Consider the following 17,161-nt stretch of genomic DNA (forward strand, 5'->3'; position numbering starts at 1 on the left):
ATCCTAATTTATCATTAAGAAGTTCTATGCCTGCATTGGGGCTGCTCATTTCGGAGTACCTTCGCGCCGCAAATGGCAAGAGAAAAACAAAACTTTGGAACCGAATCTCTCGGATTACTTCTTCGTAAACAAGCTATTCCTGCCTCGGTTGGCATTTTGGTGATGTCGGTGTACGGCATCGTAGACACCCTCTTTGTTGGGCGCTATGTAGGCTCATTAGCCATTGGCGCAATTACGGTTAACCTTCCCATTACCTTTTTGATTTCCAGCATTGGGATGGCCATTGGTATTGGGGGTGGGTCGGTGCTGTCTCGGGCTATGGGCGAAAATAATCATGGCAAGGTGCAGCGGACTTTCGGTAACCAGATAGCCCTTACTCTCAGCCTTTCGGTGCTGATTGTTCTCACGGCTTATTTCTTCCAAATTCCTTTATTGCGTTTATTTGGCGGTAAGGGAGCCGTTTTGGAACCAGCCCTGGCTTACTTTCAAATTTTACTACCAGCCATACCCGCTCTGGCCTGGTCGATGATGGCCAATAATGTGATTCGGGCCGAGGGCTATCCACGGATCGCCATGTTTACCATGATCATTCCGGCCCTCTCCAATATTATCCTCGATCCCATCTTTATTGTGGGGATGGATATGGGTATTGAAGGGGCCGCGTGGGCTACCTGTATATCCTATGTGGCTGGTGCTCTTTTTACCCTTATTTACTTTCTTTTTGGGCCCTCAGAGATGAGCTTAAGCTGGAGCTGCATCAAGCCTTCCTGGTCCTTAATCAAGGAGATCAGTAAACTGGGTTCTGTAACGCTGGCACGACAAGGCACTATTTCATTGCTAAGCGTGGTGCTCAATAATTCCTTATTTGCCTTTGGAGGCGAAATGGCTCTGGCTTCCTATGGTATTGTGAGTCGCTTATTGATGTTCGTGAACTTCCCGGTATTGGGAATTACCCAAGGTTATGTGCCCATTTTAGGCTATAACTATGGAGCAAGACTGTACGAAAGAGTTACCCAGATCAGTCGTCTGGCATTTTTCTGGTCTACCGGAATTTCGATATTGATCTTTATCCTAATCATGACCTTAACAGAGCCCTTAGTGAGGGTCTTTACCGAAGATGCGGTTTTAATCGCCATGACGGTTCCCGCTTTGCGCTGGGTTTTTGCAGCAAATCCATTCTTACCCACATCCTTCTTGGGTTCCGCTTATTTCCAAGCTATTGGTCAAGCTCGAAGGGCCTTGATATTGGCTTTAAGTAAGCAAGGCTTTTTCCTAATCCCGCTTATTCTAATTCTTCCGCATTGGATGGGAGTAGATGGTATATGGTGGTCCTTCCCCATAGCGGATATGGGCTCGGCAGTATTAGCCTGGTGGCTCTTATCTAAAAATCCTTATATCCGATAATTAAGGTTTTAGGCTGATTCGATAATTGTAATTGTAGCCATCACTTTCAATACTGAGCAGGTAAATTCCTGCTGCCAATTGCGAAGTATTTAATTCAAGGGATTGGCCATTTAAGGTCCATTTTCCAACCGGACGCCCCGCCTGATCTATTAATTGTACCTGCGCTTGCATGAAGTTGTTGGCTTCAATTTTCAGGAAGTCCTGCGCGGGATTTGGATAAATTTCAAATGGGGAATAGGCATTTTCGTCTAAGCCAATGGGACTTAAGTTTCCTGGACTGGCGACATCACCACCCAAAGAAACATAGGCACCTCGTAAACCATTTACTGCCCGACTGCTAAAACTACCCAGGGTATCGAACTCTAAGCTATAGCCGCGCAGCACATCGCTACCTTGATAAGCGGAATAGGCTGCTAAATGACCTTGAGAATCAAAGAGGTGAATAGCGTCACCCTGGGCGTTCAAAGAGGCAAAGCCATTGAAATCTCGATCGCGAATTAAAAGGGGGAGATTATTCCCATTTTGTTTCCAATCAAAAATCCAGGTGGCGGCGAATGGGGCCTGAACATCAGCGAGGATGGCTCTTTCGCCGGGGGCCAGGCTCCAGTTTCCATTAATGCTATGGGCTCCGCTTTGTCCGCTACTATTATCCCAACTAAAACCATTCAAGCTGATCGGGATATTTCCATAGTTATAGATTTCAAACCAATCTCCTTGTATCGGCCAAGCCAATCCAGAATTGGGCATAATTTCACTGATACAGATAGCTACAGAATTGATGGGCGTAAAATCACTGTAAAAACGTGGACGGATAAAATAGCCCTCGGTATAAGGAAGGCTGGGGTCATTTTGACTTAAGACACCCGTCACTTCAAAGTTTCCAGTGATGGCATTTTGACCGTCAATATCCGTATCGGCATCAATGTGCAAACTCAGGGTATCAGGGCCATTGGTCATTAATAGGCTAGCTGAATTTCCACTAGCTGGCCAATTAGCTGGGTTTACAAAATGGAGAGGCCCTATTTTGATGATCTGGCTTTCTTCGCTATCGCGATAGGCGTTTACCAGGATAGGGTTTGGCAGAGGCTTGTTAGCACTGATCCATTTAAGACTATCAGCCATTAAAGTTAAGAGGCCATTGCTTTGAGCGATTTGCCCGATGAAAACAACTGAATCTCCCAAGCTGGGATTCGAGTAGCCGTTTAGGTCCAGAGGACTGCTAATATGCAGGGCATTAGAGCCATCAGCGATGTGAAAATCATATCCGCTACCACCCTTGAAGTCAACACTATTCAACACGCCACTCAATCGGCAGTAAACACTGATAGAATCGGCTAAGCCATTGGCTTGTTGGGATGATATATCTGCAATGCTGTAATTAGGGATACTGGGCACATCATTGTCGAGAATACTGATTAGCAGATTAGCCGGACTACCAATTTGCAATAGACCTTGACTGCTGCTTTGCAATTGGAAGCTAATTTGCTCTGTATTCTCCACTAGCAAATCATCCACGATTTGGAGGTCGAAATAGAGGGTATCCGAATTCGCTGGAATGGGAAGGTAAAGACTATCATTAGTAGCCAGGGGTAAAGTGCTGAAGTCGGAATTGCTCGCTCCATTTCCTTTAGAAATCAAAATCAAAGCGGTATCAGCACTGGCATTGCTGGGACTAAGTATTAATGCGATAGGGGTGGTTCCACTGGCTTCAGCTAAAATCAGATTGGAGAGCTCAAAACGAATTCCCGGGCTGGGAGGAGGAGCCACACAAGCACCAGCCGTATCGCTGTTAAAGCAACGCACCGGAATAAGCGTATCGGAACTGAAGTTCACTAATTTATTAGCTCCGTTTTCCCAATTGGTCCCATTGCTGGAATGGAAACGAGCTTTGTATTCGAGCAGAGGTTCCGGGGCATAAATAGTGTAATCGTAAACCAGATCTCCATCCGGGTCGCTCATTAGGTAAGTGAGGTTAAGGTTGGGGTCCCAATTGCTGAATGCTCCGGCAATGTCTATAGAGTCGGTCAAGGGATTAAAACCGGTTACATAGTTCATATCAACTTGCAGACTAACAAAGAAGGTGTCGATTACCGGATTACAGGCTCCGAGGAAATCATTGCCAAAACAGCGTACTCCTACAACCGTGTCCTTGTTGAAGTTGACTATTTTATTAGCGCCGTTTTCCCAGTTGGTAGAACCGCTTGAATGGTAACGAGCCTTGTATTCTAAGAGCGGTTCGGCAAAAGCAAATTGACCGGTATAGATAAGGTCTCCATCCGGATCGCTTAATTGATAGTTGGGATCATAAGCTCCATTCCAGTTGCTGAAAAAGCCTGCAATATCTACGAAGTCAACGGCCGGATTAAAGCTTGCTTCATTCGATAAATCAACATTTAAGGTCACATTAAAAGTGTCAGGTAAATTGGGGCAGAGGCCCAAAGTATCCGAACCAAAACAACGCACGTCAATAGTGGTATCCGACCAGAAAGTCACTGACTTATCCAAGCCTGGTTCCCAGTTCACCCCTTGGGCATTATGATAGCGGATTTTGTAGTCGAGGGTGGAATCGGGCAGATATAAAGTGATCTCCCAAATGCTGTCGGTATTAGCATCCGTGAGGGCATAAGCTGCATTATAGTTGGGATCCCAATTGCTAAATGAAGCGGCTAAGTCGATAGAATCTAAAGCCGGATTAAAGTCTTTTTCATTGCTGAGGTCCACTTGCAGAGTGACATAGAAGGAGTCAATTTGCGCAGGGCAGTTACCTAAAGTATCGCTGCTAAAACAACGCAGAGGAACTACAGTATCACCACTAAAGTTGACCGTCTTATTACCGCCCTGTTCCCAATTGGTGGTGCCGCCCGAATGGAAACGGGCTTTGTATTCTAAGATCGGTTCGGCAAAGGCGAATTGAGCTGTGTAGATCAGGTCATTGTCGGGATCAGTCAAAGCATAGTTTGCATTGTAGTTGGGATCCCAATTGCTAAAGGCGCCGGCAATATCAACCTGATCGGAAGTCGGATCAAATCCAGCTTCGGCTGATAGATCCACTTGTATAGTCACATTAAAAGTATCGGGAATATTGGGGCAAAGGCCCAAAGTATCCGAACCAAAGCAACGCACGGCTATGGTGGTATCCGACCAGAAAGTTACCGATTTATCCAAGCCTGGTTCCCAGTTCACGCCATTGGCATTATGAAAGCGGATTTTATAATCGAGGGTAGAGTCGGGTAGGTAAAGAGTGATTTCCCAGATGCTGTCGGTATTGGCATCAGTTAAAGCATAGGTAGTATTATAATTAGGGTCCCAGTTGGTGAAGGCTGCTGCCAGATCGATAGAATCTAAAGCTGGATTAAAGTCCTTTTCATTACTGAGATCCACTTGCAAAGTGACATAAAAGGAATCAATTTGCGCATGGCAGTTCCCCAGAGTATCCGAACTAAAACAACGTACCGGAACTACAGTATCGCCATTAAAGTTGACCGTTTTATTGCCGCCTTGTTCCCAATTAGTGATGCCACTGGAGTGAAAGCGAGCTTTGTATTCTAAGAGCGGTTCGGGGAAGGCAAATTGAGCGGTGTAGATCAAATCATTGTCAGGATCACTGAGTTGATAAGCTGCATTATAAGCCGGATCCCAATTGCTAAAAGCACCGGCGATATCTACCTGGTCAGTGCTGGGATCAAATCCAGCTTCAGCTGATAGATCTACTTGCAAAGTGACATTGAAAGTATCGGGAATATTGGGACATAGGCCCAAGGTATCCGAACCAAAACAACGCACGTCAATGGTGGTATCGGACCAAAAAGTTACCGATTTATCCAAGCCTGGTTCCCAGTTCACCCCATTGGCATTATGAAAGCGGATTTTGTAGTCCAGCGTAGAATCGGGTAGGTATAAGGTGATTTCCCAAATGCTATCGGTATTAGCATCCGTGAGGGCATAAGCTACATTATAGTTGGGGTTCCAGTTGGTGAAACTGGCTGCCAAATCAATCGAGTCCAACAATGGATTAAAGTCCTTTTCATTACTAAGATCTACTTGCAGGGTGACATAGAAGGAATCAATTTGCGCCGGGCAGTTACCCAGGGTGTCGGAACCAAAACAACGAACCGGAACTACAGTATCGCCACTAAAGTTGACGGTCTTATTGCCACCCTGTTCCCAATTAGTGATACCACCGGCATGGAAGCGGGCCTTGTATTCTAATATCGGTTCGGCAAAGGCAAATTGAGCGGTGTAGATCAGGTCATTGTCGGGATCACTGAGTTGATAAGCAGCATTATAAGCCGGATCCCAATTGCTAAAGTCACCGGCAATGTCTACTTGATCGGTAGTCGGATCAAATCCAGCTTCGGCGGACAGATCTACTTGTACAGTCACATTGAAAGTATCGGGAATATTAGGGCAGAAGCCCAAGGTATCCGAACCAAAACAACGCACGGCAATGGTGGTATCCGACCAAAAGGTCACCGACTTATCCAAGCCTGGTTCCCAGTTTACCCCATTGGCATTATGAAAACGGATTTTGTAATCTAGGGTAGAGTCAGGAAGGTAAAGAGTAATCTCCCAGATGCTGTCGGTATTGGCGTCGGAGAGGGCGTAAGCTGCATTATAGTTGGGGTTCCAGTTGGTGAAGCTGGCTGCCAAATCAATCGAGTCCAATAATGGATTAAAGTCCTTTTCGTTGCTGAGGTCTACTTGCAAAGTGACATAGAAGGAGTCAATTTGAGCCGGGCAGTTACCTAAAGTATCGCTGCTAAAACAACGCACTGGAACTACCGTATCGCCATTAAAGTTGACAATTTTATTAGCGCCCTGTTCCCAATTGGTAATGCCGCTGGAATGGAAACGAGCTTTGTATTCTAAGTTCGGTTCAGCAAAGGCAAATTGGGCGGTGTAGATCAGATCATTGTCGGGATCACTGAGTTGATATGCAGCATTATAAGCCGGATCCCAATTACTAAAAGCACCAGCGATATCTACTAGATCGCTAGTCGGATCAAATCCAGCTTCGGCTGATAGATCCACTTGTATAGTCACATTAAAAGTATCGGGAATAAAAGGGCAAAGACCCAGGGTATCTGAACCAAAACAACGCACGGCTATGGTGGTATCCGACCAGAAAGTCACTGACTTGTCCAGACCTGGTTCCCAGTTTACCCCATTGGCATTATGAAAACGGATTTTGTAATCTAGGGTAGAGTCAGGAAGGTAAAGAGTAATCTCCCAGATGCTGTCGGTATTGGCGTCGGAGAGGGCGTAAGCTGCATTATAGTTGGGGTTCCAGTTGGTGAAGCTGGCTGCCAAATCAATCGAGTCCAATAATGGATTAAAGTCCTTTTCGTTGCTGAGGTCTACTTGCAAAGTGACATAGAAGGAGTCAATTTGCGCCGGGCAGTAACCTAAAGTATCGCTGCTAAAACAACGCACTGGAACTACCGTATCCCCATTAAAGTTGACGATTTTATTAGCGCCCTGTTCCCAATTGGTGATACCGTTTGAGTGGAAACGTGCTTTGTATTCTAAGAGCGGTTCAGGAAATGCAAATTGGGCGGTGTAGACCAAGTCATTGTCGGGATCAGTCAAAGCATAGTTTGCATTGTAGTTGGGATCCCAATTGCTAAAGTTGCCGGCAATATCTACTTGATCGCTAGTCGGATCAAATCCAGCTTCAGCAGATAGATCCACTTGTACAGTCACATTAAAAGTATCGGGAATAAAAGGGCAGAGGCCCAATGTATCCGATCCAAAACAACGCACGGCAATGGTGGTGTCTGACCAGAAAGTTACTGACTTATCCAAGCCCGGTTCCCAGTTCACCCCATTGGCATTATGAAAGCGGATTTTGTAATCGAGGGTAGAGTCAGGTAGGTAAAGAGTAATCTCCCAGATGCTATCGGTGTTAGCGTCAGTTAAAGCATAGGTAGTATTATAATTAGGGTCCCAGTTGGTGAAGGCTGCTGCCAGATCGATAGAATCTAAAGCTGGATTAAAGTCCTTCTCATTACTGAGATCCACTTGTAAAGTGACATAGAAGGAGTCAATTTGGGTAGGACAGTTGCCTAAAGTATCGCTGCTAAAACAACGCACTGGAACGATGGTATCTCTATTAAAGTTGATCGTCTTATTTCCACCCTGTTCCCAATTGGTGATACCGTTTGAGTGGAAGCGTGCTTTGTATTCTAAGAGCTGTTCGGCAAAGGCGAATTGAGCGGTGTAGACCAAGTCATTGTCGGGATCGCTTAATTGATAAGCAGCATTATAAGCCGGATCCCAATTGCTAAAGGCACCGGCGATATCAACCTGATCAGTAGTGGGATTAAAAGTAGTATCAGCATTCATATCTATTTGAATGCTGACATTAAAAGTATCAGGTGGAATGGGGCAAGCTCCGAAGGTGTCGGCATTAAAGCAGCGTTGAGCCAGAACCGAATCTCGATCAAAATTGATTTGTTTGTTGTTGCCGGTTTCCCATTGGGTGCCACCAGCATTATGATATCTAGCCTTGTATTCTAAAAGACCTTCTTCTAATCGAAAAGTACCGCTGTAAACCCCATCACCATCCGGATCACTCAAATTGTAATTCGAATCGTAATTGCCATTCCATGCATTGAATGGTCCGGCAATATCTACCGAATCCACACCCGGTGAAAAGGCCGCTTCCTTGTTCATATCTACATGAAAGCTTAAATTGAAGCTATCCGGTGCGCATACACAGAGGGTGTAACATATCTCAATCAAGGTATCCGAACTAAGGTTTAAGCCTCGGTTGCCATTTACGGAACAAGCTCCGGGAATAATTTCATCACTTCCCCAAGAATTACCATTGATAAACTTGTACTCATAATTCCCATCGGGAATATTGACGCTTACGGAGTACACATTATTCCCTTGTGAACTTAGCGCAGTACTGGAAGGATCCCAATTAGAAGGGAAGCCTGCTGCCAGCTGGAAGTTTCCGGCAATATGGATACCAGCGGCATTAGGGCTAAAACCGCTTAGGTCCAGGCGGAATTCTACATTTCGGTTTTGGGCCTGTACTTGAAACAAAAGACAGCAAAGTCCAATAAGGAGGATGGATTTTTTCATTGGTAGGTTAATTAGTGTAAAACTTACACTTATGACTCAAAAGTAGTAACATTTTTCTAAAGATTTGATAAACATGAGGTTTGGAATCTCAATTTTGCGAAGGCGAAAATGCCGTAATTTCGGCCCATGAAGCGAATCCTTTTCTTAATCCTCCTCTCCAGTCAGCTGCTTTCAGCGCAAAGACCCTTGAGTGCCCAGGCCGAAATAAGCCTGATAACTTGCGGACCGGGGCAGAATGAATTATACTCAGCTTTTGGGCATTCTGCGGTTCGAGTTAAGGATCCGGCACAGAATATAGACTGGGTATTTAATTATGGGATTTTTGATTTCGATCAACCTAATTTCTACCTCAATTTCGCCCGCGGTCATTTACTATACATGTTAGCGGTGAGCGATTGGCAACGCTTTCAGTATGGCTATCGGCGAGAAGGTCGCTACGTTCATGAGCAGGTTTTAGATTTGGATAGCCTTCAGGCGCAAGCCTATTTTGAATTTCTATGGACTAATGCCCGCCCGGAAAATCGCGATTACTACTATGATTATTTCTATGATAATTGTGCCACCCGCGTGCGTGATGGACTGGAGCTTGCAATGGGAGAGGGGCAGGTGAAGTTTAAGGATTCCACTTTTTATCAACCATCCTTAAGTATTCGCGAATTATGCGATGAATATTTGGAATATCAGCCTTGGGGCGATTTGGGTATTGATCTCTGCCTGGGATTGCCGATGGATAAACAAGCTGATGCTCGTATTGAGATGTTTTTACCGGATTTGCTAGAAGCGGCTTTCGCCGAAGCACTCATAAAGGATGAGCAAGGAACAAGGCCATTGGTTAAGGAAAGCAGAGTGGTTTATCCCCAAATTGCCAAGCCCCAAAAGTCTTGGTGGCGACCCTTGGTCTTTTTTAGTGCTCTATTTGTCATTGGAGGTCTACTAAGCTGGCTTTATTTTAAAAAGCCAAAAACCTTGCGACTTTTCGATGCCCTGGTTTTTGGTATCAGCGGTTTATTGGGATTGCTATTACTAATATTATGGTTGTTTACGGATCATAAGGCTGCAGCCTATAATTTCAATATTCTCCTTTTTTTACCCACCCATCTGCTGCTGATCCCATCGATTCTTAGAGGGAAATTTGCAGCATGGATGATGGCTTACCTGAAGTTCATGCCCATTTTTTATGCGGTATTGTTGCTGACCTGGTTTTGGTTACCTCAGCAATTGCATATGGGCTTAATGCCTTTTGCTATGCTATTAATGCTGCGAACCTGGCATTTATCCCGCCATGGGAAATCGGCTTAAAAAGCCTCGCCAATAAAGAAGTAAAAGCCAGGTCCTTCTTCGGTCATGGCGAAATCGAGGCGAGTGTAAATGTCCTTTTGCGGGAAGATCAGAAAGCGTAGTCCCGCTCCGCCTGCGAGTTTAAAATCATTGAGCTTGAGGTTCTCCCACTGAGGATATACTTGGCCAGCGGCCATAAAGAAGGAAGCTCCCCATCTCTTAGAGAAGGAAAAAGGTAGAATGCGATATTCACTTTGGAAGGCCAAAAGGTTTTGATCCCGGTATCGACCATAATAATAACCACGCATCATGCTTTCGCCGCCCATTAAGGACAACATATGAAAGGGGGCATTGCCATTTACAAATTGTCCTAAAAGCTGATTAGCCCAAACCTGGTTTGAAGTAGTGCTGCGGTAAAAACGACTGTCTACTAATAAACTGGTGAAATTGTATTCAGAACCCCAAAAGGGAGAGTAGCGTAAAAAACTAAGTTCGGTGAAATTCCCATCTCTAACGTTGAGCACATTGTGGCGGTCATCATAAACAGCAGATAGGCCTAATCCTAAATTAAAGGAGCCATTCGCCCCCGACGGGAAGGGGTAGCCCTGATCGCTTTGACTGATAAAATTGCTTCGACTTAAACTTTGGAGGTCAGCATAAACTCCAGCGTATAGATAACCCTGTATTTGCTTAAGAAAATGCTCTTTCCATAGAAGATATTGAGCATCAACAAGGGCGAGCGGGTCTGCCGGGGTGTTTTTTCCAACCCCGTGATAGAATAATGGAAAGGATTGATATCGGAGGCGCCCCAGAAACATATATCGATCATGATCTCCGTAGTTGGCATGATCCAGCCAAAGGCCATATTGATGTTCGAGGGTATAGAAAGTAAAGGCATTAAACTCCGAAAGTCGGTTTTCAGGATTGCCTTTTGCGTAATAGAGATAGAGAGAGCTTAAGCCGAATTCCCATGAAGTTTCTGGTGCAAAGGCCAAGGTAGGGTAGACGATAAAACTTGGGCTACCATCATTGGATTCTTCCTTGGTGAGGCTTTCCCAGTACCGACTCCAAAAATTTTGAGCCTTCATCGAGTGCAGACAAAGGCTCAAGAATATAAAAATAACAAGCTTTTTCAAAGGCAATTACAAATGGATGCCTACCGGTAGCAGTGATTTTAGTTCAGGATGCCCCTTGAAATAATCTTTTACGAAACGAGTCATTGGAACTACCCGCATGCCGGTTTCTTCGATTATTTTTAAGGTGATGCCCAGCATTTCTTCTGCACGACCATCTTCTTGGAATTTTTTTGGGAAATCAACCCGGGTAAGGAAGTATTTGCGCTCTTGAATTTGGTATTCAATAATCGCCAACCTTTCCCCAACGCGCACTTCGAAATGTCGCATTTCTTGATTATCAATAACTTCCATGGAATCTGTTTTGAGCCGTAAAGTTACAATTTATTCAGCTTTCCATCTCCCTCTAAAATTGAAGTCTTTCCATTGATGGCTCTAGCATCGCTTTAAAAATTCCAATAATTGATTTCCATCAGAATCTAAGGGAATACTTAACGAAGAATTAATACAAAAATTATAATGATTCTAAATATTGTTAACTGCTGTTTGTCAAGTATTTAAAAGCTCGATAAATATTTGTTATCAACATTTATAGGCTTGTCCCTTCGTAGGCATTTTCAGAATAAACTTGAATCAATACATTAGTGGTGCGAATAAATACTTTATTATGAGACACGTAGTACTATCTCTTTTCCTTACGATGTCTTGGCTTTTCTCTGTAGGCCAGGGCACGATTACAACGAGTCCGCCATTGACTCCAAACAATGGCTCTAACGGTATATCCTTGAGGGTTGAGGCGACCTCCCCAATTGAGATTACCGGCATTTCCAACATTTTTGCCAGCGGTGCATCCAGTGCACATGTTTGGGTACGTCAAGGCGGGGTAACTCCCGGAGGTACTCCGAGCATTTCAGCGGCAAATGGTTGGACTCAAGTGGTTACCAGTGCTCCTTTAACCGGTGCAACGGGAACCAATTTGGTAACTATTCCATTTAATGGAGTAAAGATTCCGGTTCCTTCTGGAGGTTCTATCGGTATCTTTATCGAAACTGAAACCGGAACTTCTCGTTATCAAACCGGTACAGCTTCTGATCAGGTGATTTTCACCGATGGAACCATGACGGTAAATGTTGCGGATTCTGTAGCCTATGGCGGTCCTGCAACAAGTCCGACCAACAATCCCCGTCGTTTTGTAGGTGATGTTACTTATGCATTATCTGTAACTGGTAACTGTACTCCTTTTACCGGATTTGCAATCGACAGTATTAGTGGCACTGCTGCTAAAGTGAACTGGACGCCTGGAACCGGAAACACCGGTTACAAATTGGAGTACGGTCCTGCAGGTTTTACGCCTGGAACCGGTACTGTGGTTAGTGGTACTTACCCTACTAGTCCTGTAACTCCTCCAGTGATTTTATCTGGTTTGAGTGCCAGCACTACTTATGATGTATACTTCGAGGAGTATTGCAACACCGGAACCGACACTGTTGGTTTTCCAACTCCACAAAGCTTTACCACTACTAAATTATGTGGTGCGCCAACTGGTTTTGCTGAATCTAACCTTACTTCTAACTCGGTTGATGTAAACTGGTCGCAAGCCGGTTCTTATACCGAGGCTTGGGTAATGTGGGGTCCTGCCGGAACTGCTCCTGGTAGTGCCGGATGGGATGTAGACACCATTATGTCTCCTACCATGACCTACACCATTGCGGGTTTAAGCCCATCTACTGGATATGATATCTATTTAGCTACTAATTGCGGTGGTGGTAATGGTGTATCTGATACCGTTGGTCCATTGCAAATTGTAACTCCTATTCAAGGACCACAAGGTTTGAACTGTACCACTGGTCAGCCTGGTTTAATCTTCCAGGATGATTTCGAAACTCAAGTGGGTTGGACCGGAGATTTCGGTACCGGAACCACTGCTTCGAACTGGAACTACCACTCAGGTCCTACCGGATCAACTAACACAGGTCCTACGGGAGCACACAGCGGAACTAATTATTTATATACTGAGGTTTCCGGAACATCGGCTGGAACCCATATTGAGGCGATTACCCCACGTATTGATTTGAGTTCTTCATTTAATAATGCTGAGCTTTCTTTTTGGTTGCATGCTTATGGTGCGAACATCGACACCATTAAAGTTCAGGTTGGTGGTTCAGCTACAGGACCCTGGAATACTGTGTTCACCAGAGTAGGTCAGGTTCAAACAGCCAATGCAGATCCCTGGCAGCAGGTGGGTGTGAATCTGGATTCTTATGTAGGTTCGGCAATTCACATTCGTTTCTTGGTTATTCATGGTACCAGCTTTGATGGTGACGTATCAATCGACTTGGTAGAGGTTAGCTCTTGTCAGACTTGTCCTTTCCCAGGCACTCCTACTTTAACTTATATCTCTAGTGATTCTGCTGCCTTTAGCTGGAGCGGCGCAGGATATGATTATGATGTAAACTGGGGTCCAAAAGGATTTAGCCAAGGTTCGGCTTCAGCCGTTTACGACAGTACCACTACCAATAGCATTGGTATCGGTGGTTTAAGTGGCAATACAGCTTATGATTTATACATCCGTAACGATTGCTCGGATTCAGCCAATGGAACCAGTGGTTGGGTAGGTCCGCTTACATTCGTAACCTTATGTAATGCTTTAACGGCTCCTTATTATAATGATTTCGATACCGACTCATTAAACCAGGTGCCTATCTGCTGGGACAATGCCATCATTGGCGGTACCAGCCCAACATTGCCTAATGCAGATGTTGAAGTTCCAAGTACGACTTATGGTGCGGTTTCTTCACCCAATGTGGTTCGTTTCTATAACTACAACACTGATACCATTTGGTTAATTTCTCCTGAGTTCTCTGATATGCCAGTGGGTGATAAGCGAGTAAACTTCTTCGCTATGACCACTTCTACAGCCACAAATCACACTTTGGAGATCGGAACCATGAGCAATATTTCTGATCGCTCAACTTATACTCCTATTGATACTGTTACTTTAGGTAACAATTATCAGCAGTACTTTGTAGACTTAACTACCGCTAATAATTACAATGGAACCGATACCTATGTGGTATTGAATCACACCGGTCCAGATTTCAGTACTTATTACATTGACAATTTTAGCTACGAAGTAATTCCAGCTTGTGCACCTCCATTAGTTACTAGCTTAGGTGTAAGCGGCGTAGGTCCTACTACAGCCAATACTTTCTGGGGTAGTGGATCTGATGGTGATAAGACCTATATCGAGTGGGGAACACCTGGCTTTACGCCTGGATCCGGTGTATTTGTAGATTCTGTTCCCGGAACCACAGATACTTATCTAATCCAAGGTCTTGCTGCTCAAACTACTTATGAGTTCTATATTCAGGATTCCTGTTTAACTGACGGCTTAAGCCCATGGGTAGGTCCATTTACCTTTACTACTGCATGTAATATTATCTCGGCTCCAATCTTCGAAGATTTCGACGGTACTACCTGGACTGCCAGTGGTAACAATGCCGGTAATATTTTAGATCCATGTTGGAGTGCTGATCCGGATGTGAGCAATGGTGGTGAGCCATTTAAATGGATTCCACGTTCAACCGGTCCAACCAGTGGTAATGGTCCTTTGAGTGATGTAACCGGTGGTAACTTTATGTATGTAGAGTCCTCAGGTTCTGCCGTGGGTGATACCGCTTATTTATATACTCCAATTGTGGATGTAAGTACATTAGTGGCACCAGCCTTATACTTCTTCCAACACAGATTCTATACTACTACTAGTCCCCCCGCCGATATGAACATTGAGGTATCCAATGATTTGGGTGCTACTTGGACCAATGTGTATTCTATTACAGGAAACACTCAAAACTCCAGTTCTGATCCTTGGGTAGATGAATTGGTAAACTTGCCACAGTTTGCGGGTGATACTATCCAGATTCGTTTCGTACAAATTGGCGTTGGATGTTGTGGTGATGCAGCTATTGATTCTGTTGCTATCGCTGAGGCTCCATCTTGTCCTGAACCTGCAAACGTTCAGGCCACTAACCTCACTGATACTTCGGCTGTATTAAGCTGGAATGGTGCAATTAGCGCTAATACCAATCAGGTATGGATCGGACCACGTGGTTTCTATCAAGGAACAACTACTACCACCGGTACTCAATTGTATGTTAATGCTAACTCTTTAGTATTAGATACTTTAAGTCCTGCTACTTGTTGGGAGTTCTTAGTTCGTTCTGCTTGTGGACCTGGTGATAGTTCTGCTTGGATCGGACCAATTGAATTCTGTACCAATGCTTGTAAGCCTAGTGAGCAATGCTGGTTCCCCGTTGATTTGGAAGATACCTTCGGTGACGGATGGAACGGTGGTATTGTAACCGTGGTTCAAAATGGGGTTCCTGTAGGTGATCTTGGTGGAAGCTTTACCACTGGTAACCTATATCCGGATTCTATTTTATTATGTGATCTTCAGAATACGGTATTCGTGTTATCTACTGCCGGTGGATGGCCATCAGAAATTGGAATAACTGTTTATGCACCTTATGGTGGACAGGTTGGTCAATATATTGCAAATGGAAGCACTGCGGCTGGAGATACCTTGGTAGCTATTATTTCTCAGTGTACTCCTCCTACTTGTCCACAACCAACTAACTTGGTGGTGAACAGTGTTACCGGTACCACAGCTAATGTGGGCTGGACTGCTGGTGGCTCAGGTTCTGCCTGGGAAGTAGAATACAGTACTGGTACATTCCTCCCTGGAGCCGGTACCCGGATTTCTGCACCTACCAATCCATTTACCATTACCAGTTTGAGTGGTTCTACTAACTACAACTTCTATGTTCGTGAAATTTGTGGACCTGGAGATACCTCTGTATGGTCTGGTCCATTAAACTTCGCAACTGCTTGTGTAACTGTAATGGCTCCTTACTTCACCGATTTCGAAACAATTCCTATTGGATTAGGTACCGGAACTCCTGCAACTTGGGGTAACTGCTGGTATGCGGAAACCTTAAATGGTGCTACCGTTCGTTGGGAATCTGAAGATGCTACTGGTGCTAATGAGAACTCATTGGATACAGGCCCCTTCACTGATGCTACCATGCATCCAAATGCGGGTGGTACTTATATGTATATTGAGACTTCAACTTCAGGAACCGGTCCTGCGGAGTTAACTTCTCCAATGATTAATTTCAGCAATTTGGTTCAACCAGAATTGAGCTTTGCTTACCATATGTATGGTGCAAGCATCAATAAATTGGTGATCCAAGCTGAGGATATCAATGGTAACCGTATTGCAATTGATAGTTTGATTGGTCAACAGCAAACTGCTCAATCAGATAGTTTCTTTATCCGTAACATTGATTTGAGCACCTTGCCTCAAACTACCTATGCTTTTGTGTTCCAAGGATTCCGTGGTACTACCTTTACTGGTGATATCTCTATCGACGATGTAAGAGTAGATGAGCCAGGAGCTACTGGCTGTGCTGCACCATTGAATGCAATGGCTACCGCTAATGTAGGATGTGATAGTGTGGAAGTAGACTGGACTTCAGGAACTGGTGGCTCTATCATTGAGTACGGTCCTGCTGGATTTACTCCTGGTACCGGAACCTTTACCAATGTGGTAACTGCTCCTTATACCATTTATGGATTAACTCCTGGTACCGCTTACGATGTTTGGGTTGCTGATACTTGTTCTGGTGATACCAGTTCTTACGCTCCGATTAATGTAACTACTGCCAGCGGACCACTTCCAGTGGCTACTATTGGCTCAGTAAATAGCACCATCGTTGGAAACCAATTTATCGTTTACCTTGATGCAGCAGGTTCTACTAATGCTACCAGCTACACTTGGGACTTCGGTAATGGTGTAACCGGAAGCGGACAAATGGATACCGTTGTATTCTTAGGAAACGGTACTTACACCGTAGTACTTACTGCAACTAACGGTTGTGGTAGCGATACTGCCAGCTATGAGGTTTACGTGAATATTGGTCTGGATGAAAATCCATTGGCTAATAACTTGAACGTATTCCCTAACCCTGCTAACCATAAGGTTAATATCAGCTTCCGCGAAGTGGGAAGTGGTGATGTTCAAATTCGTTTACGCGACGCTCAAGGTCGTGAGGTGATGTTCATCAATGACCGTATGCAAAGCGGAGTTTACAGCAAAGATTTAGATGTTAGCAATTTGGCTAGAGGAATGTACATGGTAGAAGTGAAGTCCGGTGGACTTACTGCCCATCGTCGCCTGAGCATTCGCTAATCATCCTTAAATACTTGGATTTCAACCCCGGCCTCGTGCCGGGGTTTTTATTTTCCATACACTT

At 44.6% G+C, this 17,161-nt stretch carries 6 protein-coding genes; 3 read left to right on the top strand and 3 right to left on the bottom strand.

Features of this window, described 5'->3' with window-relative positions:
* Nucleotides 1-72: 72 nt before the first annotated feature.
* A complete protein-coding gene (locus tag H4K34_RS14405; protein ID WP_210758092.1) occupies nt 73-1,404 on the top strand; it encodes an MATE family efflux transporter in 1,332 nt (443 codons plus the stop codon).
* Here H4K34_RS14405 and H4K34_RS14410 read toward each other — a convergent pair whose 3' ends face one another.
* The gene (locus tag H4K34_RS14410) at nt 1,405-8,496 is read right to left on the bottom strand and encodes a pullulanase X25 domain-containing protein (RefSeq protein WP_210758093.1); all 7,092 of its coding nucleotides are present in this window, start codon (nt 8,494-8,496) and stop codon (nt 1,405-1,407) included.
* Between the two features lie 126 nt (nt 8,497-8,622).
* Here H4K34_RS14410 and H4K34_RS14415 point away from each other — a divergent pair, with 126 nt between their 5' ends.
* The gene (locus tag H4K34_RS14415; RefSeq protein ID WP_210758094.1) at nt 8,623-9,795 is read left to right on the top strand and encodes a lipoprotein N-acyltransferase Lnb domain-containing protein; all 1,173 of its coding nucleotides are present in this window, start codon (nt 8,623-8,625) and stop codon (nt 9,793-9,795) included.
* Here the strand turns inward: H4K34_RS14415 and H4K34_RS14420 are convergent.
* Together H4K34_RS14420 and H4K34_RS14425 are read right to left on the bottom strand one after the other, a co-directional pair.
* The gene (locus H4K34_RS14420; protein WP_210758095.1) at nt 9,792-10,862 is read right to left on the bottom strand and encodes a BamA/TamA family outer membrane protein; all 1,071 of its coding nucleotides are present in this window, start codon (nt 10,860-10,862) and stop codon (nt 9,792-9,794) included. The genes H4K34_RS14415 and H4K34_RS14420 overlap by 4 nt on opposite strands.
* Before the next feature lie 54 nt (nt 10,863-10,916).
* Nucleotides 10,917-11,201: a GNAT family N-acetyltransferase gene (locus tag H4K34_RS14425; RefSeq protein ID WP_210758096.1), complete on the bottom strand. Its 285-nt coding sequence runs from the start codon at nt 11,199-11,201 to the stop codon at nt 10,917-10,919.
* 313 nt (nt 11,202-11,514) lie between these two features.
* Between H4K34_RS14425 and H4K34_RS14430 the strand changes: the two genes are divergently transcribed.
* On the top strand, nt 11,515-17,097 hold the full coding sequence (locus H4K34_RS14430) for a fibronectin type III domain-containing protein (protein ID WP_210758097.1): 5,583 nt from the start codon (nt 11,515-11,517) through the stop codon (nt 17,095-17,097).
* Nucleotides 17,098-17,161: the final 64 nt, after the last annotated feature.

It is taken from the genome of Croceimicrobium hydrocarbonivorans, assembly GCF_014524565.1.
Classification (GTDB): domain Bacteria; phylum Bacteroidota; class Bacteroidia; order Flavobacteriales; family Schleiferiaceae; genus Croceimicrobium; species Croceimicrobium hydrocarbonivorans.